General features: G+C 62.9%; 16 protein-coding genes. 11 read left to right on the top strand and 5 right to left on the bottom strand.

The genetic code is table 11. The annotated features are described in order from the left end of the window. The first annotated feature begins 57 nt into the window (after window positions 1–57). Window positions 58–1,053 (top strand): endonuclease/exonuclease/phosphatase family protein, encoded by a 996-nt coding sequence (locus tag ACLBYD_RS10710; protein WP_447816419.1) that lies wholly within the window; start codon window positions 58–60, stop codon window positions 1,051–1,053. Window positions 1,054–1,063: 10 nt separating this feature from the next. On the opposite strand, the gene ACLBYD_RS10705 is transcribed toward ACLBYD_RS10710, so the two are convergent. From ACLBYD_RS10705 to ACLBYD_RS10695, 3 genes are all read right to left on the bottom strand, one after another. Further along, on the bottom strand, window positions 1,064–2,686 hold the full coding sequence (locus ACLBYD_RS10705) for a peroxidase family protein (RefSeq protein ID WP_447816418.1): 1,623 nt from the start codon (window positions 2,684–2,686) through the stop codon (window positions 1,064–1,066). 40 nt (window positions 2,687–2,726) lie between these two features. Then, on the bottom strand, window positions 2,727–3,752 hold the full coding sequence (locus tag ACLBYD_RS10700) for a DUF2235 domain-containing protein (RefSeq protein ID WP_447816417.1): 1,026 nt from the start codon (window positions 3,750–3,752) through the stop codon (window positions 2,727–2,729). Window positions 3,753–3,859: 107 nt separating this feature from the next. Beyond that, window positions 3,860–4,816, bottom strand: a complete 957-nt coding sequence (locus ACLBYD_RS10695) for a hypothetical protein (protein WP_447816416.1) — start codon at window positions 4,814–4,816, stop codon at window positions 3,860–3,862. Window positions 4,817–5,461: 645 nt separating this feature from the next. On the opposite strand from ACLBYD_RS10695, the gene ACLBYD_RS10690 reads away from it, so the two are divergent. From ACLBYD_RS10690 to ACLBYD_RS10665, 6 genes are all read left to right on the top strand, one after another. Next, window positions 5,462–5,689, top strand: a complete 228-nt coding sequence (locus ACLBYD_RS10690; RefSeq protein ID WP_447816415.1) for a hypothetical protein — start codon at window positions 5,462–5,464, stop codon at window positions 5,687–5,689. Window positions 5,690–5,692: 3 nt separating this feature from the next. After that, a complete protein-coding gene (locus tag ACLBYD_RS10685; RefSeq protein ID WP_060654429.1) occupies window positions 5,693–6,040 on the top strand; it encodes a DUF1036 domain-containing protein in 348 nt (115 codons plus the stop codon). Between the two features lie 66 nt (window positions 6,041–6,106). Continuing rightward, a complete protein-coding gene (locus tag ACLBYD_RS10680) occupies window positions 6,107–7,963 on the top strand; it encodes a DNA/RNA non-specific endonuclease (RefSeq protein ID WP_447816413.1) in 1,857 nt (618 codons plus the stop codon). Window positions 7,964–8,563: 600 nt separating this feature from the next. Next, entirely contained in the window at window positions 8,564–9,853 is a 1,290-nt protein-coding gene (locus ACLBYD_RS10675) for a hypothetical protein (RefSeq protein ID WP_447816412.1), read from the top strand. Beyond that, window positions 9,850–11,853 (top strand): hypothetical protein, encoded by a 2,004-nt coding sequence (locus ACLBYD_RS10670; protein WP_447816411.1) that lies wholly within the window; start codon window positions 9,850–9,852, stop codon window positions 11,851–11,853. The genes ACLBYD_RS10675 and ACLBYD_RS10670 overlap by 4 nt, the downstream gene beginning before the upstream one ends. Beyond that, a complete protein-coding gene (locus tag ACLBYD_RS10665; RefSeq protein ID WP_447816410.1) occupies window positions 11,838–14,519 on the top strand; it encodes a helicase-related protein in 2,682 nt (893 codons plus the stop codon). Before ACLBYD_RS10670 ends, ACLBYD_RS10665 begins: the two co-directional genes overlap by 16 nt. 90 nt (window positions 14,520–14,609) lie before the next feature. On the opposite strand, the gene ACLBYD_RS10660 is transcribed toward ACLBYD_RS10665, so the two are convergent. After that, window positions 14,610–14,957, bottom strand: coding sequence for an excalibur calcium-binding domain-containing protein (locus ACLBYD_RS10660; protein WP_447816536.1), 348 nt, complete (start codon window positions 14,955–14,957; stop codon window positions 14,610–14,612). A 1,346-nt stretch (window positions 14,958–16,303) separates the two neighbouring features. Between ACLBYD_RS10660 and ACLBYD_RS10655 the strand changes: the two genes are divergently transcribed. The 4 genes from ACLBYD_RS10655 (at window position 16,304) to ACLBYD_RS10640 (ending at window position 21,394) form a co-directional block, all read left to right on the top strand. Continuing rightward, window positions 16,304–16,828, top strand: coding sequence for a hypothetical protein (locus tag ACLBYD_RS10655; RefSeq protein WP_447816409.1), 525 nt, complete (start codon window positions 16,304–16,306; stop codon window positions 16,826–16,828). A gap of 11 nt (window positions 16,829–16,839) precedes the next feature. Beyond that, entirely contained in the window at window positions 16,840–17,913 is a 1,074-nt protein-coding gene (locus ACLBYD_RS10650; RefSeq protein WP_447816408.1) for an HNH endonuclease, read from the top strand. A gap of 449 nt (window positions 17,914–18,362) precedes the next feature. Next, window positions 18,363–19,688 carry a hypothetical protein gene (locus ACLBYD_RS10645; protein WP_447816407.1) on the top strand — a complete coding sequence of 442 codons (1,326 nt, stop codon included), beginning with the start codon at window positions 18,363–18,365 and terminating at the stop codon, window positions 19,686–19,688. A 497-nt stretch (window positions 19,689–20,185) separates the two neighbouring features. Continuing rightward, entirely contained in the window at window positions 20,186–21,394 is a 1,209-nt protein-coding gene (locus tag ACLBYD_RS10640) for a DUF4357 domain-containing protein (RefSeq protein ID WP_447816406.1), read from the top strand. Between the two features lie 465 nt (window positions 21,395–21,859). Here ACLBYD_RS10640 and ACLBYD_RS10635 read toward each other — a convergent pair whose 3' ends face one another. Then, window positions 21,860–22,951 carry an IS110 family transposase gene (locus tag ACLBYD_RS10635; RefSeq protein WP_447816405.1) on the bottom strand — a complete coding sequence of 364 codons (1,092 nt, stop codon included), beginning with the start codon at window positions 22,949–22,951 and terminating at the stop codon, window positions 21,860–21,862. Window positions 22,952–23,261 lie beyond the last annotated feature (310 nt).

Genomic DNA, 23,261 nt, shown 5'->3' with positions numbered 1-23,261 from the left:
GCCGACGGCCGTCCCCCATGCTCGGGAGAAGAACGCAGCGCCGTCCGGATCCGCATCGTGACGACGCGGAGATCCCGGGAGCAGCGCATGGTCACCGTCGCGACATGGAACCTGGAGAACCTGTACCGTCCGGGGCACGAATCCGGACCCCCGAACGACGAGGTCTACCAGCGCAAGCTCGACACTCTCGCCGACATCGTGACCGAGATCGACGCCGACATCCTCGCCGTCCAGGAGGTCGGCGACCCCGCTGCCCTCGACGACCTCGTCGCGCTGCTGCCCGACCGCTGGCACCGATGCCTGTCCGCCCATCCGGATGCACGCGGGATCCGGGTGGGTTTCGTATCCCGGCCGACCTTCCTCGACTCGTCCGAGATCACGGCCTTCCCGGAGCAACTGGGATCCGTACGGGTGGCCGACGGGTCGGAGGCCGGCAGCTTCGCCACGCGGATGGGACGCGGCGCGTTGAGAGTTCGAGTTGCGACGGAGATCGGTGTGCTCGACCTGATCACCACGCATCTGAAGTCGAAGCTGCTCACCTATCCCGGCAACCGGTTCTCTCCGCGCGACGAGGACGAGCGTGCACGTTTCGGTGCCTACGCGCTCTACCGGCGCGCAGCCGAAGCCGCCACCGTGCGGGCAGCGGCGACCGTCCTGCTCGACGGTGCGATCGACGACAGGTCGCCGCGCGACGATCCCGCGGTCATCGTGCTCGGCGACCTCAACGACACCGCCGACGCCGCCACCACCCGTGTGCTCCACGGACCGCCCGGCTCGCAGATCGGCACCGGTGGGTTCCCGCGTCCCGATCACGGCGACCGAACGCGCCTGTGGAACGTCGCCCCACTGATCCCCGAAGAGCACCGCTTCTCGCGGATCTTCGAGGGACAACCCGAGCTGATCGACCACATCCTGGTCAGCCATCGCCTGCTCGACCACCTCGAATCCGCCACAGCGGTCACCGACGCGTTGACCGGAATCACCGCAGACCCCCGCTTGCGGCGGGCCACGGCGGATTCCGATCATGCGCCGGTCGTCGTGCGTCTTCTCTGACAGGTTCCGCTCACTCGATGCGAAAGCTCGCGTACACCTTCTGACCTGTCCGCGAATTCCGCTCGACGATCTGCTGCAGGCAGTGTGTCTGCTCGATGATGCCCATGCCGACCTTCGAGAAGGTGTCCTCGTTGTAGACGTTGCGCGCCAGCAGCGGATTCGTGAACGCCTGCGTGAACGCGTCGTGGGCGACCATCGTGGTCAGCAGCTCACCCATCATGCGGTGACGCGGATAGTCCTCGGCGAAGATCCCCACGTACCACTCGAGCTCGGCGATATCGCCATAGAGCCGCTCGAGCTTCTGCTGCACCTCGACATCACCGGTGAGCTCGGCGAAGCTCGTCAGCCGTCCGAGGCCGAACGCCTCCAGGTAGTCGTTGAACGAGCGCAGCCGCGCCTGACGCATGAGCCCGACGGTCCTCTCCTCGACCGATTCGCGGTCGGGGCACATCGGATGACGGTCGACCAGGAAGGCCGGGGTGTTCCCGAGTCCTATCCTCGACGCCTTCTGCCGCGAGAACTGCCCGATGATCGACTCGATGCCCCTGTCGATCACCAAGGGATTGTTGTCGACGAAGTTATGCGTGCTCACCCGTTGCGAATCGAACACCACCGAATCCGGAATCAGCGAATGCCACCGGTACAGGAGGTTGAATTCGATTGCGCACCAGTTCGTTCTGTTCCACGAAGCTTTGTCTGCCATGAACGGCACGAATTCGATCGGGAAGTCGAACGGCCCGATGTGCTTGATGTACTCCTCGATGACGATCTTCAACAGGATGACGATCATGATGTTGCGGGTGGTCTCGAACAACCGGTCGTCGTCCCAGTCCGGATACGCGCCTTCGAGAATGCCGGCGATCCGGTTGTGTTCGCGGAGGAACAGCACGTTCAGGACGGTGTTGCCGATCGTGCTGTTGCCGTGCTCGAGTCCGACCGCGAACACCGACCCCTTCCGCTCGTCCGGGCACAGTGGGAGAACCGTCTCCAGCAGGTACTCCCGGTTGTGCAGCTTCGCGAACTTCGGAACGAACCGCAGCTCCTCCCCCGGCTTGCGCTCGATGAACAGGAACGGCGGATATTCCTCCTCGTCGATGACCTGACTGTCGAGACGACCTCCGTAGCCGGCCCGCAGCATCTTCGTCTTGGCCCGGTTCACCCCGTAGATCTGGCACAGGTCGATCTCGTGGTTCGAGTCGTTCTTCCTCGGGTCTTTCCTGTTCGTACGCAGAAAACTGTCGGTGAACCACTGAGCGAAGAACGCGAACCACACACTCGTATCGGTCGAGGGAATGTCGCGGGTGCGCCGGAACAACGACACCACGTCCCCGACCGCCGGCAACTCCTCCGGCGGTGTGGTGGACGGAGGAAGGTGGCGTCCGCTGTAGGTGCGGTCGGTCAGGCTCGTCCACGTCGTGTAATCGGCGGCCAACGTCAGCGGGCGCGGGCGCGGCGGCACGGCGTTGGCGTACTTCTCGATCGCCAACCTGCTCGCCTGACGCCGAGCGAGCGGGATCCGCCCGACCACCTCGGCCCCGATCCACGGGAGACGACCGGAGAGCAGGGGTGACGACTTCAGCGTGGAGTGGCGCCGACGTGGACGGCGAGTCGGTAACAGCAGAGGTGTGAACATCGAGTTTCCCGTCGTCGATATCGATGCCGGTGATTACCGGCTAGATGCGAACCACCGAGGCGAGCCGGTACGACGCCGACAGTCGCCGCGGGTTGGCGTCCATGGTGAGCGGAGGTGAGTATCGGGAGTTCATGGTCACCCGGAAGACAACCGAGTCGGCCACGCGAGCATCGCTTCCGACCGTCCGGCGACGAGGGAAGCCCCACAGGGGATTCCACGACTCGTTGACCGGTCCGAGTGCCGCAGTGCAGTCCAGCAGGAGTGCAGGATAGGTCGCCGCGACAGCCGGGTCGATCTCGACACCGTGCCTCTCGGCGTTCGACAACATCCAGGCGAGGCTGATGTCGGCGAGCGAGGTCGTCGGGAAGCCGCCGCCGACGTCGCAGTGCACTCCCGCGAACCAGACCTGTTCGATGGTCTGCCCGTCCGCCCCTGGGCCCTCCCAGAGGGTCGGTGGGAACTGTCGACGCCGTTCGTCGAGCGACAGCGCGTGGTAGCCGGCCTTGACGTCGCGGTGGAGCCGGGTGTCCAGGAAGCCGTAGTCCTTCTGGTCGAGCCGGCCGAAGAGTGCGCCCGGGATTCCGAGTGTTCCGACCGTGTCCCACACGCCGATCATCTCGATGTGCCCGTCGACCATGCGGGTTCCGCCGGAAGGTCCGGTCCACTTCTTCTCGGCGGGTGTCCGGTTGCGGTAGGCGCGGAAGGCCTGCTCGACGAGGCGATCGGCGGGACGACGGGACGGCAGCCCGCAGTAGGCGATCATGCCGCCGAGACTCCGCGCGGTGTAGGCGCCGCGGCTGAAGCCGATGAGGAAGAGGCGGTCGCCTTCCTCGAAGACGTCGGCGATGCGTCCGTAGCCTTCCCGTACGTTCTCGACGAGGCCCCGCCCGAAGGCACCGCCCCGCAAGCGCGAGAGCAGGTTTCCTTCCGTACCCACTCCGGAGTCGTAGATCTTGACCTGGGTGGGGGTCGACGCGAGTGCTTCGTGGAAACGATGCACATTCGTGTTCGTCCGCTTCCCTGAATTCCAGGTTCCGTCAGCGCAATAGATGATGTTCTTCGGCATGTCGATTCGTCCTTGCCGCATCGGTTCGAAGCTGGTGCAACGATCGTCACGCGGCAGGGTGCGGCAGGCACGAGTAGTGCGCTACGCGATTGTGGTCACGCGGCGTCTCAGAACGGGGCGACCTCCGGGCACGTCCACTCCGCATCCCAATTCGCCGCGTCGGTCTTGTCGATCCCTTCGAGCCGCGTCATGCTGATGCGCGAGTACTCGTCGACGGGGAGAACCAGGACATATCCGTACTGGGTCGTCCACCGCGCAGGAAGCAGCACCCAATAGTTCTGTCCGACCAACAGCGTTCTCAGACACTGGTACCGATAACCGAATCGTTCTTCCGGGCTCGGATCGAGAACGGTCTCGTGGACGAGGTTCGCAGGCGCGTACAGGCGATCGGCGGTGTCGAGGATAACGACGGTCTCCTTGTCCCACAGTTCGGACGCGACGTTCTGCGCCTGACCACGTCCGTACTCGGTGGCGAAGATGTTGGTGCACCAGAACAGCGCCAGCACGAGTGCAACACCTGCGAACAACCAGGTCGATCGCTCCGCGGCCGACACCGTCGAGTCGCCGTCCGCCCCCAGCGCCGACCGGATGCCGACTCCGACGATGATCAGCACCGCTCCCACCGCCAGGAAGATCGGAACAAGTGTCGCGCTGCGCACCGGGGAGAACCGCGGCACCATCACGGCGGAGACCGACAGAACCGCGAGCAGAACTCCCACACCGATCGCACTCCATCCGGCGTGCCGGACGACTCTACGTTGCCTGCCTCGTCGAACCAGCCGCAGACCGTGAGTGCGGACCCAGAACGCCACACACGCCACGGCGAGGAACGAGACGAGTGCGGGATACAGGACGCTGACGCTGCGCAGCACGTAGTCGGCCGTCGTGAAGCCGAAGGCACCGGTGTCGACACCGAAGTACGCGAAATATGCTCGGGCGGAGACGAAACCGAAGTAGTAGCACAGACCCGTAAGCAGGGTCGTCGGCGCGACGATGCCGGCGAGCAGGCCGACCCACATGTGGGTCGGATACGCCGTTTTCGAGCGGATGGCATCGTCACTCATCGGGGACCGGCACATCCTCGTCGGGTGGTACGTCGTCACCCGTCACGTCGGTTGTGGTGGGAACCGTGGGCTCTATGGTCGTCGTCGGGCCAGGCGGTGTGTCCGTCGTAGTCGGTCGAGGACCCGGGTTACGTGTCGGCACCGTGTATGACGTCGTTGCCGACCACGTCGTTGTTTCGATCGTCGGCAGCACGGACTCCGACGAAGGCCGAGGCACACTCCCCGTCACCGAGGACGTCGGCGACCCCGATCCACCGGATGTCCGATCACACCCCGCGACTCCCACGACGCAGAACACCAAGGCCACGACGGCGCCCGCGGTCCGATACCGAGATCGTGTGTTGAAGCCTTCGAGCGCGCGCATCTCGCAACCTCTGCTGGAGCTCCGGCAGTTCTTCGATTCGTCATGACCGTAGAACCGACGGATATGTCCGGTCACGAGTACTCCACTACTCGTTCACCGGCAGACGTACGACCCCTGCTGGATTGCTGCGGCGGACCCGAGTTGCCGGTCCGCAGCGCCGAATGCGCTGTCCCACCACGAATCGAGTAGCCCTCTACTCTCCCCGGAGTGCTTGCGCGCTCGTAGCTTTCTTCTCACAGACCGCGGACGGATCCGCGTTCCTCCAGATCGGAGTCCCGAGAATGAGTACGCAACCCGGACAGTGGCGGCTGTTGGACGAAGCCGAGGCCGCCGCACTCTCCCTGGCCGACGAATCGATGCCGGTGACGCCGACCGTCGACAAACCCGATACCGACTCCCCGGCCTACACGGCAACCGCCTCGGAGCACTTCCCAGGCTCGAACGATGCCACCGACGACAACGGGGACGCCGATCTGTCGGCCGACCCGCCGCTCACAACACAGGAATAGATCATGGGACTCTTCTTCCGCAATCGGACGGGTGAATCCGTCTGGGTCGCATACGCATACAGTTCATCGGGATGCTCGGACGGCGGCAACTGGGCGAAGAAAGGCTGGTGGCGACTCGCGCCGGGTGCCACGGCCAAGGTCCGCTCGGGATTCGTCGGCGGGAGCAAGTTCTTCTTCTACGCGCACGGCGAAGGCGGCAGCCCGGAATGGAGCGGGCCGTTCGTCACCAACCTGCCGCAGCAGGCATTCGACTGGTGCTGGAACACCGCCAGCTCGTCGGGAACCAACCGCGGTCTCCAGAAGCTGATCGTTCCCACCACGAGCCTGGATCACACGGTCGTCTTCAGCTGATCGGCTTCCGATTCATCCACCCGACGGCGCCGCGTCATCGTCGCGTCGTATCCACAAGGATCGAACATGGCTACCAAGAACGGCAGGACCAGCCGCACACCCCGGCCCGAGAAGGACGAGCTCGCCGTCGCTCTGCGGAAGTTCATCCGCAGCAAGGGCGCCGACTACCTCGACGATCCGAATGTCTCGTCCGTCGGCGTCGGTTACAAGCACGTGGACGGCATGCCCACCGACGAGCTCGCCGTGCAGTTCACGGTGAACGAGAAGGTATCGGAGCCCGAGGCTCTCGAAGCATTGGGCACCTCCCCGCTTCCCGAGAGCATCACTGTGAACGGTGTCGAAGTTCCGACCGACGTGATCGAGCGGTCGTACGAACCCGCATTCCATCGCGTCCCGGAGGCAGCGACGCCGCCCCGGAAGACGCGACTGGATCCGATCGTCCCGGGTGTGAGCGTCGGGCACACGAGTGTCAGTGCCGGGACGATCGGATGCATCGTCTACGACATCGACAACCACACCCCGTACATGCTCAGCAACTGGCACGTGCTGCACAACGCGACGGGTCGGGTGGGCGACACGATCGTCCAGCCCGGCCCGCACGACGACAATCGCATCAACGACAACCGGGTAGGACGACTCGTACGGTCGCATCTGGGGCCGGCCGGGGACTGTGCCGTGGCGGCGATCGAGGATCGGCAGTTCGATCCGGAGATCTGCGGGCTCGGCGTCGTTCCGGACGCGATCGGAGAACCCGAGCTCGGTGACAAGGTGATCAAGAGCGGCCGCACCACCGGTATCACCCACGGTCTGGTGCGTCGTGTCGATGTGATCGCCAAGATCACGTATCGAGGGGTCGGCACGAAGTCCATCGGTGGGTTCGAGATCGGACCCGACCCGAAGCACCCGGCAGCCGCCGGCGAGATCAGCAGCGGCGGCGACTCGGGTTCCGCGTGGATGTTCCGGTCCGGAACCGGCGCGGCGACCACCGTCCTGGCCGGGCTGCATTTCGCCGGCGAAGCGAACGGCAGCTCCGACGAGCACGCGCTGGCGTGCCTGCCGCAGTCCGTCTTCGAGAAGCTGGGTGTGACCCTCACCCCGCCCACGTCGGAAGAGGCGGTTGCGGCCGTCGGTTACGACCCGAACTTCCTGTCGACGCCCGTCCCCCTTCCCGAAGTGACGGCCGAGGTGAAGCCCGACATCGCGAAGGCGAACGACGGGTCCGAGGTGCTGCACTACACGCACTTCTCGCTGGCGATGCGGAAGTCGCTCCGGTTCGCGGCCTGGGTGGCGTGGAACATCGACGGCGGATCCATGAAGAAGCTCAGCCGCAAGAACATCGACTTCGTCAAGGACCCACGTCTGGCGGCGGACGCCCAGGTCGGCAACGAGCTGTACCGGGCGAACCGACTCGACCGCGGGCACCTCGCACGCCGGGCCGACCTGTTGTGGGGCAGTCTGAGCGAAGCAACAAAGGCGAACAGAGACTCGTTCTTCTACACCAACATCACCCCGCAGATGGACGACTTCAACCAGAGCGCCCGCGACGGCGTCTGGGGCAAGCTCGAGGACGCGGTCTTCGCAGACGTGGACGTCGATGATCTGAAGGTATCGGCGTTCGGCGGCCCGGTGTTCGCGGACGACGACCGCGAGTTCAGGAGGGTGAAGATCCCGCGCGAGTTCTGGAAGGTTCTCGTATTCGTCGAGAACGGCGAGCTCAAGGCCCGAGGCTTCCTGCTGACCCAGAACCTCGACCAGCTCGAGGTGCTCGATCTCGACGAGTTCCGGGTCTTCCAGGTGCCGTTGACCGAGATCGAACAGCGCGCACTGCTGCGGTTCCCGCAGGCCTTGCGTGATGCGGATCTGCAGGTCGCGACGGAGGCGATCACCGAACCGCTGGATTCGGTCGCAGCCATCCACTGGTGACCGCGAGGCGGCAGCGATCGCGCGGGACGGCAAGAACCTCAGCTGCGCTGATCTGCAGCAACGACGGTCGCGTCTGGCGGAAAGGTAAATCGAAGGGCGGCCCAGAGGCGACCACATTTCCTCTGACCGATTTGTGTGGCTCCGACCCCGGATAGTGGGGTTGGCACCACACAAATCGTGTCCAATTGCCGACCATTCGCTGCCGTGCTACCCAAATGACCGCACACAGCGAGTTGATCCGCAGCACCATCACCGCACACGACTCGGCATCCTCCAGCGAACGGAAGACACCGCCGAAGCCCGCAGAGCCGTCAGCGGCTGGTGCGCCATGCCCGGATATGGCTAGCACCGAGGCGACCGAGACCGCTTCTTCGACGGTCATGCACCAATGCGCACTGGATAACTGCGCTTATATCCCGCCGGGATGCAACGAAACACGGCGTGTCGTCGATCTAGCTTCTTGCAGGAGGCACTACAACGGATCCAGGTGCGATGCAGGGTTGCATCGGTCGGAGAAGAAATGCGGGAGCACGTGTACATCGACACAGCGGAGCGAAGGTGTGGGCTGCCCCCACTCCACAACGAGAGCCGACAACTGCCGTGACGCTTCTCGACCAACTCCCCCACTTCTCTCAGTACGACCCGGGCGCGATAGGCGAAGGCAGTCTCGATCCGCTCGGCCTCGGGGCGGTCGCCGAGCGGATTGCACAGCACCTCGTACCGAACTTACGAGCACGCATGGCTCAACCACGGTTCGTCACACTTGCCGCTGTGGGCGCGTTCGGCTGGCAACAGCTCGAAGATGTGGTGTCGACGGACGGTAAGACCAAACCAGATATCGCCTTCGAGTGGATCCTTGTCGAAGCGCTGGTGCGTCACGCACCCGCTGACGATATTCGTGGCCTTCCCGGTATCCAGAAGGCGCGGCGAGCAGAGAAAGCCAAGGAACGACTGGGTCCTTCGACATATCTGTCCGGGCCTCGGGTGTTCGGATTCACCGGCGTCTACAGACCTTTCTCTGTTGCGTCAGAAGTTCTCGGCAAGGAGGGGCTACCGGGCGAGGCTGCCTACCAGCTCGTCCGCGCGTGGGAAACCGACAACGGCGTATCGGGCTTCGTTGACGGCACCTACCGATCGGAGGGGGAAAAGCTCCGTCGCGAGATCGAGCGTGAAGTGGAGCGTGCTCTCGCCGCGAACCACAGCGTCGCACCCCCTACCGGGTGGTTGATGCAACGCCTCGCGGAGATTCTCAGGCCTGGAGGAGTTCGTAAGCGGGAACGCGCCGAACTGGGAAGGCTGGTCACCGCGACCGGGCAGCCGATCCACGACGAGCTTGCCTCGCTGCTGCGTACCGACTTGCCAGAAGCCGGCACACCCCAGCAGGTAGTGGCGGAGAATCTATTATCCCGCGCGTCAACGCCCACCCGAGTCGCTCTGTCCACTGCAATCAAGTTCGAACAGTGCGCTACTGCAATCGAATATGCATATCGACGGTTGCTTGCCTACGCCACCAGTCTCGGCGGAGCTTTTTCTGTGGAGCAAGGCTGCGACGCTCCGCTCGTAGCCGAGACGGCAGCGCAGCTGGAGGATCTCGTGGCTTGGGCCGTCGAAGCGGCACACGCACTCGACGAGCACTTGGCACGCGATGTCTCCCAGGTCCTGTCCCTCTTCGACCATAGGCTCACTCCCTCGGAGTTTGTCACGGCACTGATTCTTCGACATCAAGAAGTGCAGGACGCGAAACACAAGCGGATGTGGCTCGACCAGCTGAACAACCGGTGGGTTGTCAGACCGCCGTACCGAAACCAGAGCCTGGATCTGGACAACGCTTACTGGACCCATCCGATGCGGATCAATACGCTCGCCACTTTCGTCCGGGAGACCATGTGAAAGGCCAACCTAAGACCTCTCCGCTCTTGGATCACTGGCAGGCACCACCGGGCGCCGGCGAACCCGTCGGCGTCATTGCCACGACCTTCACCCTCGAACCCGACTTCTTCGAACGAAATTGCCTCGCCCGATTCCTCGCGGTGGAGAGCGTCGACGAGGACACCGGCTCCGTCGACGATCTCGTGGCGCGGCTCGAACTCGAAGAGGGTTTGCGGTCGACGACTGTGACCGTGCTGGCGGATCGGCACACTCAGGCGGAGCGGTCGAGTCTTCGGTGGGATGTCCTCCACTGCCAGGTCAACGGTGGACTTCTCCACTCCAAAGTGGTTGTACTCCTGTGGGAGCGCGCGACCCGGGTCATGGTCGGTTCGGCGAACCTCACAGAGGCCGGTTATCGCCGGAATATCGAGATGGCGCTCGCAGCGGACCTCGGTCCCAATTGCCTGTTTCCACCGAACGTATTGCAGTCCATCGCAAACGAGCTGCAGTCCTATCTCGCGCTCGTTCCCGGCCTCACTGACGGCGTACCTGCGCGACATCGTGCGGTCGCACTGATCGATGAATTCCGAAGTCGTATCGCCGCTCAACCGAGTACGTCGTCCTCTGTAGCGGTGGCAATCGCTCCCACCAATGAAACAACTCGTCCATTGGATTCCTTCGAGTCGGTATGGAATGGCAATCGGCCGCTGGGCGCCACGCATGTCTCCGCATTCTGGGACTCGACCTCGCCGACTGTTCTGACCACAGTCCGCAAGCTACTGACCGGACTTCCGCTATCGGCACGGCACCATGATGTTGCGGTCGCACTCGGACCCGCTGGTGAGACAACGTTCCCACCACAATTCCTCGCCGAAGAATACGTAGATGATGTTGTCGAGCTCGGGCCTGTGGACAACGAAATCAGGCGACTCCACGCCAAATGCCTTGCTCTCTACAGCAGGACACGGGTCGCCGTGATGGTCGGCAGCTCCAACCACACGGAAGCGGGCCTCGGCCTGAAGGGAGCGCATCGCCACCGTGAGCTGAACGTGTGGCTCAGCGCTTCGCTGGACAGTAAGGAAGGCAAAGCTCTCTCCACATTGATCCCGCGCGGCAAGAGCCTCACCATCGACCTTCCCTTCACAGCGCCCGATGACGAAGACGAAGATGTCAGCGAACTCGTCGCATTGCCCGCCTTTTTCGGTACCTGCCGTCTCAGCACCAATCAGAACGACTGGAAATTGACGATCGTACTCACCTCGGCACCCAGCCCGGATAGCTGGGAAATCCGAATGCCTTCGGGAACAGCAATTCTCAACTCCGCGAGATGGGATTCCGAGGGGCGATCAGGTCAGTTCGCTTTCCCCGTAAAGGAGGATGAGATCCCACTGTTCATCGATGTTCGGTGGGCAGGCAAGATCTCGACATGGGCAGTACTGGCCGATGACCGCCAAACACTTCCTCCCGGATTCGGCCTCGAGGACCTGCTGTCCTCCCACTTGTTTGCCGCTCTCTCGTCGGGTCACTCGATTGTGCAAATCGTGCGAGAGACACAGGAGCGGGGCATCACGAGAGCCGGCGCTCCCGTAGTTGTCGATCCCCTGAAGCGTTTTGATTCGCTCAGCACCCTGATGCGACGCGGGCGGGCGCTCGGCGCAGCACTCGCCGCTTTCGAACGGCGATTGTCCCGTCCGGTGGTTACTACCGAGATGCTTGCTGCTCGCTTGTCAGGACCGCTAGGTCCCCGGTTCCTTGCAAGGAAGGTCGTCGAGGATGCGGCGGCCCGTCACATGAGCAATGCAGAGGCGTTGTTCACTCTGGCGGAGGTTTCTCTCTCCATCTCGCGAGTTCGCTGGCCGACCGTGTGTGCCCATATCGACATCGCCGATGGTCGTCGTCTTGTTCGCCAGGTTCTCGACGATCTCGACCGGCTGCGCTCCGACCTGCTTACCGGCGGAGGGGAAGTAGTGGAGTACAGCGACAGCGCATCGAAGGAAGCACGGGCATGTCTGAACTTCTGAGCACGCACCTTCGCCGCTCACTCGACAACCAGTTCGCCGACGACTGGGAGAGACAACGGCGGACTGCCGAGGACATCCTGAGACGACTTCAGACTCAAGAAGGCGTTGTTCTCGCGGACCAGGTCGGTATGGGGAAAACCTATGTCGCGCTCGCCGTCGCGGTCTCCGAGATCCTGAAGAAGAGCACCGGTCAACAGGTCGTTGCGTTCGTCCCTGCACGCGTCGCGCAGAAGTGGGTGGACGAGTGGGGCAAGTTCAGTGAGGCGTTACTCGAGCCATCCGCTCGGACGATCAGGTGCGTCGATGCACCGATCCGCAGCGGCGAGGACTTTCTCAGGCTGCTCGACGATCCTGCATCACGTCGCAAACACCTTGTGGTCGTTACCCACGGCGCGTTGACGACTTCACTGAAAGATCACTTCATCCAGCTCGCTCTGCTCTCATATGCGGTCTACAACCGGCGCGGAGCGAACGAGGTGCGCACGCGTATCGCAAAATGGTCGGAAAAGACCCATGGGCTGATCCCTACCGCTCGGTTCACACCGGAACGCGTCGAGCGACTTCTGTCGACTCCGACATCGAAGTGGCGGGACGAATGGCTTTCTCTCACCGGTGAAGACCTCGGGGACGACCCCGTTCCACACGCGCTCGACCAAGTATCGAGCGAGCTCGATCTGGATGCTGTCTGGGAGGTACTACGAGAACTTCCGCAACGGCAATCGTCCAATCTGAAGCAGCGGTTGAAGGACGCACGAACAGCACTGAACGATGCCACCCAACTCGTGTGGAAACAGGCTCTGACTCAAGCGAACATCCGTCTTCCACTTCTTATCATCGACGAAGCTCATGCGCTGAAGAACGATCACACCCGCATCAGTCGTTTGTTCTCGCCGCACCCGGATCATCCGACCGACGGAGCGCTCTACGGAATCTTCGACCGAATCCTCCTCCTCACAGCAACACCGTTCGAACTGGGGCACAACGAGCTCGTCAACGTCCTGCGCCGACTCGAAGCGGTCCGTCCGCTCAAGCCACAGCCCGCGCAGACATTGGATCAACGACTCACGCAGCTCGGTGCCGCCTTGTACGACGCGCAAGTGTCAGCGATCCGTTTCGACGAGTCATGGTCGAAGATCACGGCCGAAGACCTACCGGCATTCGATTCGTGGTCCCCGGACGCGCCGGCGGATACGTCGCTCGACGCCCACGTGGTGCGTGCCTGGAAAGACGCTCAACTCACCGTTCGCGCGCGTCGGCACATGCACGACCGTCTCCGGCCATGGTTGATACGGCATGAGCGACCGCACCGACGCGACTACCTGTGCGGCTCTGCCATGCTCCCCCGTACAGCGGATGGCGAGGGCGGCATTCCGATACGTGACGAGGATGCGATGCCGTTTCTCCTCGCAGCACGTGCTCAAGCGATCGCTTCCGAAGAAGGCGCTCCGCGACCGTTGTTCGCATATGGCATCGCATCGTCGTACGAGACATACCTTCGTCTGGAAACCGGCAGCACTCCTCTCGACTCGGACACCGAGGAATCTGCTGAGGAAGTACCTGCTCATTCGGTTTCGGGTTCTGCTGCCTGGTACCACCGGTACATCTCCGATGTCCTTGCGACGGAGGAGCGGCGACAGCGACATCCCAAGGTGGAAGCGACGGTCGAGCGAGCATCCTCGTTGTGGATGGCCGGCGAGAAGTGTCTGATCTTCTGTTGGTACATCAGGACCACCGAAGCACTCCGCGACGCCTTGCGCCGCCGAGTGGACGACCTGGTCGAAACCCGTGCCGCGGACCTGTTCGGTGTCCCGCGCACGCAGGCCGTGACCGAACTGAACCGGACGTCCCGACGCCTTTTCGATCCCACCAGCACCTCGTACAAGACCGTCCACCATCATCTGGTCAAGTCGTTCGACGCAGTGGCGAACGACCCCGACCTCGCAGAGCAGTTGACGGCTATCGCGATCCGCAATCTCCGGACTCGGGCCAATCTCATCCGGTATACCCACATCGCCCCTGGGATGGACAGCACAACGGTCCTCGATGGTCTCGCCGGCGCAAATCCGGCCAGGGTCGCTCTGCTCGATCGTTGGACGGCCTTCGCGGCTCGTCTTGCGTCTACGACAGACGTCGAACGCGAGAAGACATTATTGAATCTCACCGGCGAACATGATAACTCGACCACGCAAGAGGGGCGCGGCGCAAGCCTCGTCCCGGTGCGTCGCGCGTACGGAGGTACGCGACGCGAAGACCGTGAGCGACTTATCGCCGTCTTCAACACCCCCTTCGCACCGGACATCCTCGTTGCGAGTTCGGTGATGGGAGAAGGCATCGACCTGCACCACGAGTGCCGGCACGTGATCCACCACGACCTGGATTGGAACCCGAGCAAGCTCGAACAGCGCACCGGACGTCTCGATCGGATCGGTTCATACGCCGAAACCGTGGGTGAGAAGATTCAGGTCTACGAGCCGTATCTCGCAGGCACTCACGACGAGAAAATGTTCCGTGTCGTGAAGGACCGAGCAGCGTGGTTCGATGTCGTTATGGGCCGCGCCTCGAGTGCCGACGAGGCCGAAACAGATGCAGAGGAAGCTCGTACGCCGCTCCACGACCGTATTCGACGTGAACTCGTCATCGATTTGCGGAGTCGCACCAACACCTGAGAGGGGATAACGGCGATGCCGGTCCGTGCGATCTCGGCAGCCCGATGACCATCACGATCGAACGTCAGCGAAATCACTGTCCCTCAGCACTCAATTCCATTCGCAGGCTACGCCATCGTCATCGCGATCCAGCTCGGACCTATAGCCTGCTTGGCCCCGAAGGAGAGGCGCGGCGCCAGCATTGCGGGCAGCGTCGCAGTTCTTGTAATAAGCCCACGAGTCTGACGGTGCCGGCGGAGGCGTGTACTCGGGAGTGTTCACCGGTGGTGGGGGCAGGTACGTCGGAGTTCTTGATGGCGTCAGTAATGGCGGTGGCGGTGTGATAACACTGGTCGTCGGTATCGCGCTCGAGGACTCGACCTTTGTCGGTGCTTGAGTGTCCGATCGGGTGGTCTCTTGCGTCGTGACTGCCGACGAGAGTTCACGAACCGTCGTCATGGATGCCGATGGTGAGGTGCCCGCCGGTAGGCCCGTATCCGGACGACTCACCGCCGCCAATACGGCTCCCACGACAACGATAAACATCACGGCCCCGACCGCAAGGAGACCTCGATTCGCACGGCGGATCGAGGGGGTGGCCGAGACTTCACGCTGCGGCACCGTTTTGGTCCTCTTCGCTAAGTGCGCTGAGATTGCGGCCCCGACAAATTTGGCAATGCGGAGGAGAAGCTTCCCGACCTTCTCCGCTTCAAGATTCTCCAATACCCGTATTGTCTGGTCCCGGGGATCGGTCGGCCATTCCCGCCGAGGAGTGGCCGTCCTTTGGAAGAGCGGCAATGGTGGTGTCGTCCCGCCGGGTGCTGGGAGCCCTACTTTGTTGCGCTCGATGACCCGACCTGCACGATCGATGTCGAACAGTTGAATCCGGTGCGTCGTTGCATAGTCAACGGCCGTCGGTCCATAGCCATTGAGCGCAAAGAAGGCCCGAGCGTCGAGCGGACCGACGTCGCGGTTCATGTAGAAGGTCACCAACTCCGATCTGCTGACTGGAGCGGCGCGAACAGTGACCTTTGCAACCAGGCCTGTCGCTGCGATATGCATCCGGCTTGACCCACCGCTTGCGATAACGGTGAACCCGAGCGACCTAAGATGCCGCTCAGCGATAGCTTTCGCCTCTGATGGGGTCATGTTCTCGGCCATGCTGCCCTCGCCGGTCAAACTTCAAGATCATTGGAACGAAGGCGCATTCGCGTTTACTCGCTCATCCGGTGAATCGCCCCAAAGGTTGGGCACATTACGTGACACAGCTGGTGGTCCAGCGGTGGGGACACCGCACGTCTATCCCGAGCCGTTGGCAGAGACGATTGACTCAAGAACTCCCCTCGTGGGACTTCGGAGAACGCTTCACGAAAGCAAGTCGATCCCTCGCGGGGGCGTCGAGAATCCGATATGCCGAACCCGGGACAACGGGTGTCGGCCAGACACGCTCTAATGGGCACATGAGTGATACGCCCGATTTCGACTCCGCGGCTGCAGCCACACTGATCAGGAAGAACGCGCCCGAACCTCTCCAGGAGCATTGGGCCGACATCGATGGAGTTCTCTATCCTCCGAAGCAGGCGTATCACCTGATCAGTGGGCAGCCACGCTCCGAGTTCAATACCCACTACGCTCTGGCTCAGCTCCGGAAGTGCGGTTTTGCGACGAGCGTCTACGTGCCACGCGGTGCCTCGGATACAGAGCCTGCAGGCGACGGACCCACAGATAGCGTCGAGACAATCGATCAGTCCGGGCCGGCGACCACCACGACCCCAGGCACTTGGCGCGTGTCCGATGGATCTGCTGTGTCCTTCCGAGATGCGATCGCAGAGTGGGGAGCGGTCGCATACGACGTCCTGCTCGAGACCGCTTCCCGCTACAACGACTTCGTCACCTACAAGGAGCTGGCCGAGAAGGTCCAGGAGATCTCCGGAATCCGAACGAAGTCGCAGATGCGCAATTGGATCGGCAAGGTCCTGGCAGTCGTCGTCGAAGAATGTGCGCGGCGGGACGAGCCGCCACTCACCTCGCTGTGCGTCACCCAGAACCAGACCGTCGGCGACGGGTACCGCTTCGTCCTCGAGACGGCAGGTGAGCCCATCCCCGACGATTTCGATCATCACGCTGCCGAAGCCCGCCTCAGGTGCTACCGCGCATACAGCACCGATCTCCCCTCTAATGGGGGCACGCCTACGCTCCCGCCCCAGGTCACCGCATCACGCGAAGCGGCAGCGCGTAAGGCCGCGGCCGCTCGTCCCGAGAAAGTCGAACTGTGCCCCGAGCATCACACTGTCCTTCCTCGTAGCGGGCGCTGCGACTATTGCGCTTGATGGAACCGAGGATGAGCGATCTGCAACAGGCTGCCAGCGGACCCCTCGACGCGGTGGACCTCGCCGCCCGAGTGGTTCAGCTCGTGGAAACCGGACGTCGAGAGTCGACGTACAAGCTCGCGACCTTGATGGCATTGATCGATATCTGTGTCGAGCACTCGTCGGCTCCCGACGGAACGCTCACAGTACCTATCGACGAGATCTCTCATCGGTTCGTCGGGTACTACTGGCCGCAGGTTCGGGTATTTCACCAACACGGCCGGCTCGCACAGTCACGCCAAGGAAGATCGATTCCGGACAAGATCGCCGACGCGAAAGAGATACTGCTGCGCGACGGTTTGCGCACGGCGGAGGCAGCACGCGAAGTCGGCCATCCTGCTTACCGCTCACTGGTTCGGGAACTCCGGACAACGATTGCCCAACAACCGCTTACCCACCTTCAAACGGTGCCACGTAGTCGTATTCGCGACGACTTCCTGTTCGATGCGAGCGAGTTCCACAAGAAGATGACGGTTACTGAGATCGACCGGATCGGCGTCATCGTCCTATGGCCAGGCGTACCCGAAGGATTGCGGCGAACATCGACCTTGCTCCGCACCTTCGTACGGTCGCGGTGGGCCCAAGATGTCATCGGCTTCAACCGGGCGGAACTCGATGCGGAAGATCTCGACGGATTCCTGTTCGGTTCCGACCGTACCGCTCTCCGCGCACTCGCCGAGCCGCTCCGAGAACTGCAGAACAATCGGTGCTTCTACTGCGACGGCCGCATAGTGACTGAGGTCCACATCGACCACGTCCTCCCCTGGTCGCTTCTCCCGATCGACGGCGTAGCCAACCTCGTAGCCACCGATCCACGATGCAATCTCGCAAAATCCGCCAGCATGCCGGTGCTCGAACACATGTCGCGCGCCTTGAGTCGGGCATCCCTACCTGATATCGCTTCGGCTACACGAATACCGCTGTTGTACAAGCGCACCGAGTCGGTTGCGCGAGGAGCGTACGCTGCGCTGCCAACCGGATCAGTGCTGTGGCGGGCAGTCGGAAGCTACGAAATGTACGACCCGTCCCACCCGAACGAGTGGTGAGTATCGGGCCCAATGATCCACGAGCAGCGGCGTCATCAGGGGCTCGATTCCTCGATATGGTCGGAGCGCCAGAATTCGACCACCAATTGTCCTGTATCGACCCTGCTTCACACTTCGTTACATTCATCCGATATGACCCGGTCGCGTGAAACTCCCGATATGCGGAGTCTTATTATTCGCCCGTGACGATTCGTAGTGTCGATGATTGGGCAGACGGCTGGAAGTTCCGCGCTCCTGTGAGCTTTGCGGATGTGCGACGGTCCGCACTGTCGGCTGACGGACCGAAACGGAGCGGCTGGTACCTGCTCAGCTTCAATGACGACACGTACTACCTCGGAGAATCGGTCGACCTCCGCTCTCGGATGGGCGGACATGCGGCGAAGTGGGGTGACGAAATTGCGACAGTTCGTCTCCTGCCGAAAGCAGCATCGAAGCAACAGCTTCGCGTCGTGGAGCGCTCGCTGATTCGTGAGTTGAGAGCACAGAAGATTCCGCTGCGCAACGTCGTTCATTCCGATGTGACGACTGGTCGCGACGCGCTCAAGGAACTGCTCAGCGACGAAATGCAGAAGCTGTGGATTCGCGACCCGCGAGGAGTCAATGCTCGCGACACCACTCCCCTCAAGGATCTCTCCGAGCAGGAGGTGCGGTATTCTACGGCCGCCCGCCGCTTCAGCGACCTCCCCGAATCGGCTGCGCTGACCGCGCTGCTGCGCACTTTCCTCGAAGCGTGTGTGCCGTCGCCCCGCGCTACGGAGTTCCAGTACTGGTCGGTGAGTACCGGAACGTACGGAGGCAGTAAGTTCCCTCGGCGATTCTGCGTCAGCGTCGGAATGATGGAAGTCTTCGTCGCCCACGGCGTCAAGGACTCCCCCGGTGCCGTCCAGGGAATCTTGAACGTGCGCGAAAGCACGCTGTCATCGCGAGTCGGGTCGATGCGCTCCCTACGACGCAGGCATCCCGGTGTTCACATCGAAGTGCGCGATTACGTGGATGCCGGAGGTGACCTGATCTGCCTCAAGCCAAGGGACCTGAATGCACTTGAAGGACTGCTGGCCGATCCCGACGTCACGGCGGCCGCAGCGCAGCTCGTCCTCGACCTCATGCGTAAGCACTTCTGTGTCTACACGCGGTACCACTGCCCGCAGCTGGTGCAGTTGGTCTATCCCGAATATCGAAGGTCGGCAGACGATTCGCAAGAGGATGCCACTACACAGCTGGATTCTTCCATTCCGTACGTCGAGTCCGTGAGCATCGACGCAGAGGCCGACACGAACATCGACGTCGAGGACCTCGGCGACGTGGACCTCTACTGGATCGTGGGGTGCGGGCCACGCGTATCAGGGAGAAACCAGATCGATGACTTCATCGCAAAGGGCGAATGGCGGATGGATCCCGACCCTCGGTATGAAGCGAAAGTCGCGGACATGCTCTCCGGTGAACCCATCGCAGTTCGCACGCGACGGAATACCACCGCCGACGACCTCCCGTTCGATCGACGAGGTCACCGCGTGTCCGTCATGGATTTCTACCTCCGCGGAACCATCACTGAGAACCCGGGCGACGGGTGCTCCGTGCGAGTGTCGTGGGAGCCGCCGTTTACGACTCCCCGCCAGTACTTCCTGTACACGAGCCAGGATCCCGTGTGGGCTCTCGCGCGAGATGTTCACAGCTTGGCGGACGACCTGATCGGCTTCGCTTTCGACGACCGGAAGCAGGACATCGATCTCGTCCGCAACCGAGCGTTCTGGGCGGATCGCTTCGGCGACCGATAGGACCTGGACAGCACGAACCCTGAATCGGTCGCGCACTGTCCTGTTACGTACATCCCGTTTGTACCGATGTCGGGAGCGCAGGGTAGGTTCCCGGTCCGTCGGGCCGAGCGGAGGAGAGCAAGCGAATGGATGAGTTGGCGCGGACCCCAGGTGCAGCAGTGGCGCCGGTGGAGGGCGACCCCGGCACCGACCTCGCGGTGTGTCTCGAGCCGGAGGGATTGCTGGTATGTGGCGACCAGAACGCCGTCGCCAAGTACGTGGCCGAACTCCGCGGGCTAGTCTCGGATGCGATAGACACGGCCAATGTCTCCCCTGTGGTCGCTGCACACGCCTCTGCAATTGCGGCAGCCGGACTTGCCATCTCGTCTCAAGCCGGAGAGTTCGTACGGCTTTCTTCCGAAACGGTCGAGGCATTGAAGACTGCTCGGGCACTCCCTGTCGGCAATGGATTTTTTCGCGGAACATTGGTCGGCAACACAGGAAAGTTCACGCACCAGGTGCAGTGGCAGCACGTGTCGATGGCCCCGGCGCGTATGGCAACCGTCCAGCTGCTTGCCGTCCAAGTCGCACTAGCCAGCGCCATCGCATCGGTCGAGAAGTCGATCGCTCGTGTCGAAGGCAAGGTCGGTCGAGTCCTCGCGCTCGCCGAAGCTTCGCGCGCCGGCGATGTCCGCGGCCACTACGTCGTCCTGAGTCGTCTCACAGCCCAGCTCGACGAACGACAGATCCTGACGAACACAGACTGGGAATCCGTCGCGGGCCTCGGTCCTGATCTCGTGGTCACCATCGAGCGCCTACGCGAACACGCCAAACGCACTCTCGCCGGCTTCGATCCCACCAAGCCCGTCAACGAACGTGCTGATTACCTCAGAAAGGCTCTCGAGGACAACCGACTCGGCGAGACCCTCCATCTGCTGGTGGTGAGCGAGCAGTCTCTGTACCTGTGGCAGCGACTGCGGATCGCGCGGGTTCAGGCAACCGAACCCGACCACCTCCAGATCGTGCTCGACGATGCCCGCGGACTCCTCGCCGGTAACGCCGAACAGGACGGCATGCTGTTGCACCACGCGCGCGAGCATCTGTCCGAGTACGCCCGCATGGATCGGCTCGACGGTTTCCGATGGGGCGCCACCCACAGTCTCTCGCACGATATCGTCCACCTCCGCAACGACCTCGACGGGTTCGCCGAGGCCCGCGGCCGGCAGGTCACTGAATGGGTGGAAGCCGAGAAACCGAACGTTGGGGATGCCCTGGCCGAAGTAGGCAGCCGTGCGCTCGCAGCCGGATCGGTCGCAGGCCGGGCCCTCGGTGCGGGGTTGTCGGGTGTGGGATCAGGACTGGGAGTCGTGGGGCGGGGCATCGGCCAGCTGGTCGGTGGATCTCGTCCTGACACCGAGGACAAGGTCCGGATCGAGGAGTGGATAACACCCGACGACCTCGGCGCCACTGGTGCGTTGTACGACCACGTGCGGGACGGCCGGCTGAGCGTGGGGGACGCTCTTCGCTACCAGGACGCTGCCACTGGTCTCACCCATACCGCGGAAGTGACCGCCACCGGACATCTCGGGTTCGATGGTCACGAGTACGACCACCCGTCCGCTCCCCTTATCCAGAAGTGCGGTCGCACCCGGAACGGCTGGCGCGACTGGAGGCTCTCCGACGGGCGGTCGTTGCGCGATCTCAGTGTGCAGGCGCGCTCATCCTGATGCAGTTGTTGCCCATGCCCAGCGTTAATCACGTTGGGCATGGGCAATATTCGTCGTTTCTATTGCCTTTGCAATCGTTCGATGCCAGGATTCCAAGATCGTCACCGATCCGAGTGGCGCCACAATTGAAGAAGGCCCGCCAGGAGCGGCAACTCCCGACGGGCCGGATGTCCGACTGATATGTCGAGAAGTTTGTCAAGAGAGCAGAGTGAGGCGCCACCGGGGAGCGGCCCCGGGGACGCCTCTACGCTTCGCCACCAAGCCCTATGGTGAGCGTGTCGATAAAACGACGCGCGGTCAGACTGATATACGCGGATTGGCTACCGCAGGACGGTGTTCGGCAGGATCGCATCCGCGTGTCTAAAATCGAGCGTCGGCCCCGAGAGACCTGCTCATAGTCGGATCGCGGGTCGATCCACGCGCTTGTCATCACCGAGCTCGCCGGCGAAGCAGTTCAGGGGACGATCAGCAGTCCATCACCGCCAACGACCAGCACCAGCCCGCCAGCTCACGCGCGATCGCCACGTTCGCAATCACCGGCCGTTTCCGGCGCTCGAGGAACCCTACCCACCGGCCGTGCAGGCGACGATTACCCTCGTCACCACGGACACGGGCCGCTGCCGGGGCCTGATCCCACCGCGACCGCATCACCGCCCCGACGGAATATCGAGGTCGGTGATGCCAGGCAGCTTCCACGAGCAGGCGACGCGCATGGGTGTTGCCGGTCTTCGTAATCGACCCCTGCACCCGTGACGAACCGGACGAGTACTCCGACGGCACCAATCCGACGAACGAACCGATGGTATTGCCGGTGAACCGGTTCCAGTCGCCGATCTCCACCGCCAAACCGAACCCGGTCAAGGTACCCACCCCACGCAAACAGCACATCCGGCGCACCACCGGGGTGAATTCACTTGCGGCAGCCATCTCTTCGATCGCCGTATCGAGACGCCGACGCCGGGCCTGCATCGTGAGGACATGCTCGTAGTCGGCGTCGAACGCCATCCTGGTCGCCGCCGCGGTCAGCTGTGGTGCTGCCTCGGTGCGCAGCCATCGATCGTGCACTCCGGTCCACGCCGCTCCGCCGTAGTAGACGATGCCATGCCGCAAGAGCAGTTTCGACAGGCGGTGACGGGCCCGCATCAGATCGCCGCGGCAATCCTCTCGGGCCCGCACGAGATCGCGGGCCGCTTCCTGATCCACGGTGGGGATCGACACCGTGCAGATCTCGTCGAGTCGCAGCAACCGGGCCAGGTGTAGCGCATCTCGGGTATCGGTCTTGACTCGGTCTCCAGCCGGTTTCTGCAGTTTGGACGGGGCGGCCACTTCACACCGCACCTGCGCGTCCGTCAACGCTCGATACAGTCCGAAGCCGGTCGGGCCGGCCTCGTAGGTCACTGCTGCAGGACTCGGAAGATCCGCGATCCAGGACCGGATGTGGTCGTAGGACGGCGTCAGTTTGGTTTGGAACACTTCGCCGGTGACGTTGTCGATGGCCGCTGCCGCGACCGAACGTGCGTGCACGTCCAGTCCAACGCTCGTACGCTCGGTAAACACCGGGGCCTCCCACAATTGTCGGATAGGCCGGACAGACGGGCTTTGTCTGCTCGGTAACCCACGAATCTTGTGCGTGAGGCCTCGGCCTGGCCGAGGTGGGGCCACAGTCATCGGGGCGTCCCTCGATCATCGCGTATCCGCTCAACGCAGGCCGTGATGTCAACGTGGAGCACGCGCAGCGCAGCGAGCATGAACGACGTTGACATCGACCCCTGCGCTGAGCGCGCCCTCATCGACCGAGGGACGTACCGGCTCACCAAGAGGAGCGAAACCCCCACGAACAAGCGGTGTGTCACTCCATATCGTCTAA

Source organism: Rhodococcus sp. C26F (assembly GCF_053345925.1).
This window is presented reverse-complemented; position numbering and strand designations above follow the sequence as displayed.

What these genes read in the sequence shown, in the direction of transcription:
- ACLBYD_RS10705 (WP_447816418.1), bottom strand. Translation starts at nt 2,686, where the DNA reads ATGTTCACACCTCTGCTGTTACCGACTCGCCGTCCACGTCGGCGCCAC.
- ACLBYD_RS10700 (WP_447816417.1), bottom strand. Translation starts at nt 3,752, where the DNA reads ATGCCGAAGAACATCATCTATTGCGCTGACGGAACCTGGAATTCAGGG.
- ACLBYD_RS10695 (WP_447816416.1), bottom strand. Translation starts at nt 4,816, where the DNA reads ATGAGTGACGATGCCATCCGCTCGAAAACGGCGTATCCGACCCACATG.
- ACLBYD_RS10690 (WP_447816415.1), top strand. Translation starts at nt 5,462, where the DNA reads ATGAGTACGCAACCCGGACAGTGGCGGCTGTTGGACGAAGCCGAGGCC.
- ACLBYD_RS10685 (WP_060654429.1), top strand. Translation starts at nt 5,693, where the DNA reads ATGGGACTCTTCTTCCGCAATCGGACGGGTGAATCCGTCTGGGTCGCA.
- ACLBYD_RS10680 (WP_447816413.1), top strand. Translation starts at nt 6,107, where the DNA reads ATGGCTACCAAGAACGGCAGGACCAGCCGCACACCCCGGCCCGAGAAG.
- ACLBYD_RS10665 (WP_447816410.1), top strand. Translation starts at nt 11,838, where the DNA reads ATGTCTGAACTTCTGAGCACGCACCTTCGCCGCTCACTCGACAACCAG.
- ACLBYD_RS10660 (WP_447816536.1), bottom strand. Translation starts at nt 14,957, where the DNA reads ATGACGACGGTTCGTGAACTCTCGTCGGCAGTCACGACGCAAGAGACC.
- ACLBYD_RS10650 (WP_447816408.1), top strand. Translation starts at nt 16,840, where the DNA reads ATGAGCGATCTGCAACAGGCTGCCAGCGGACCCCTCGACGCGGTGGAC.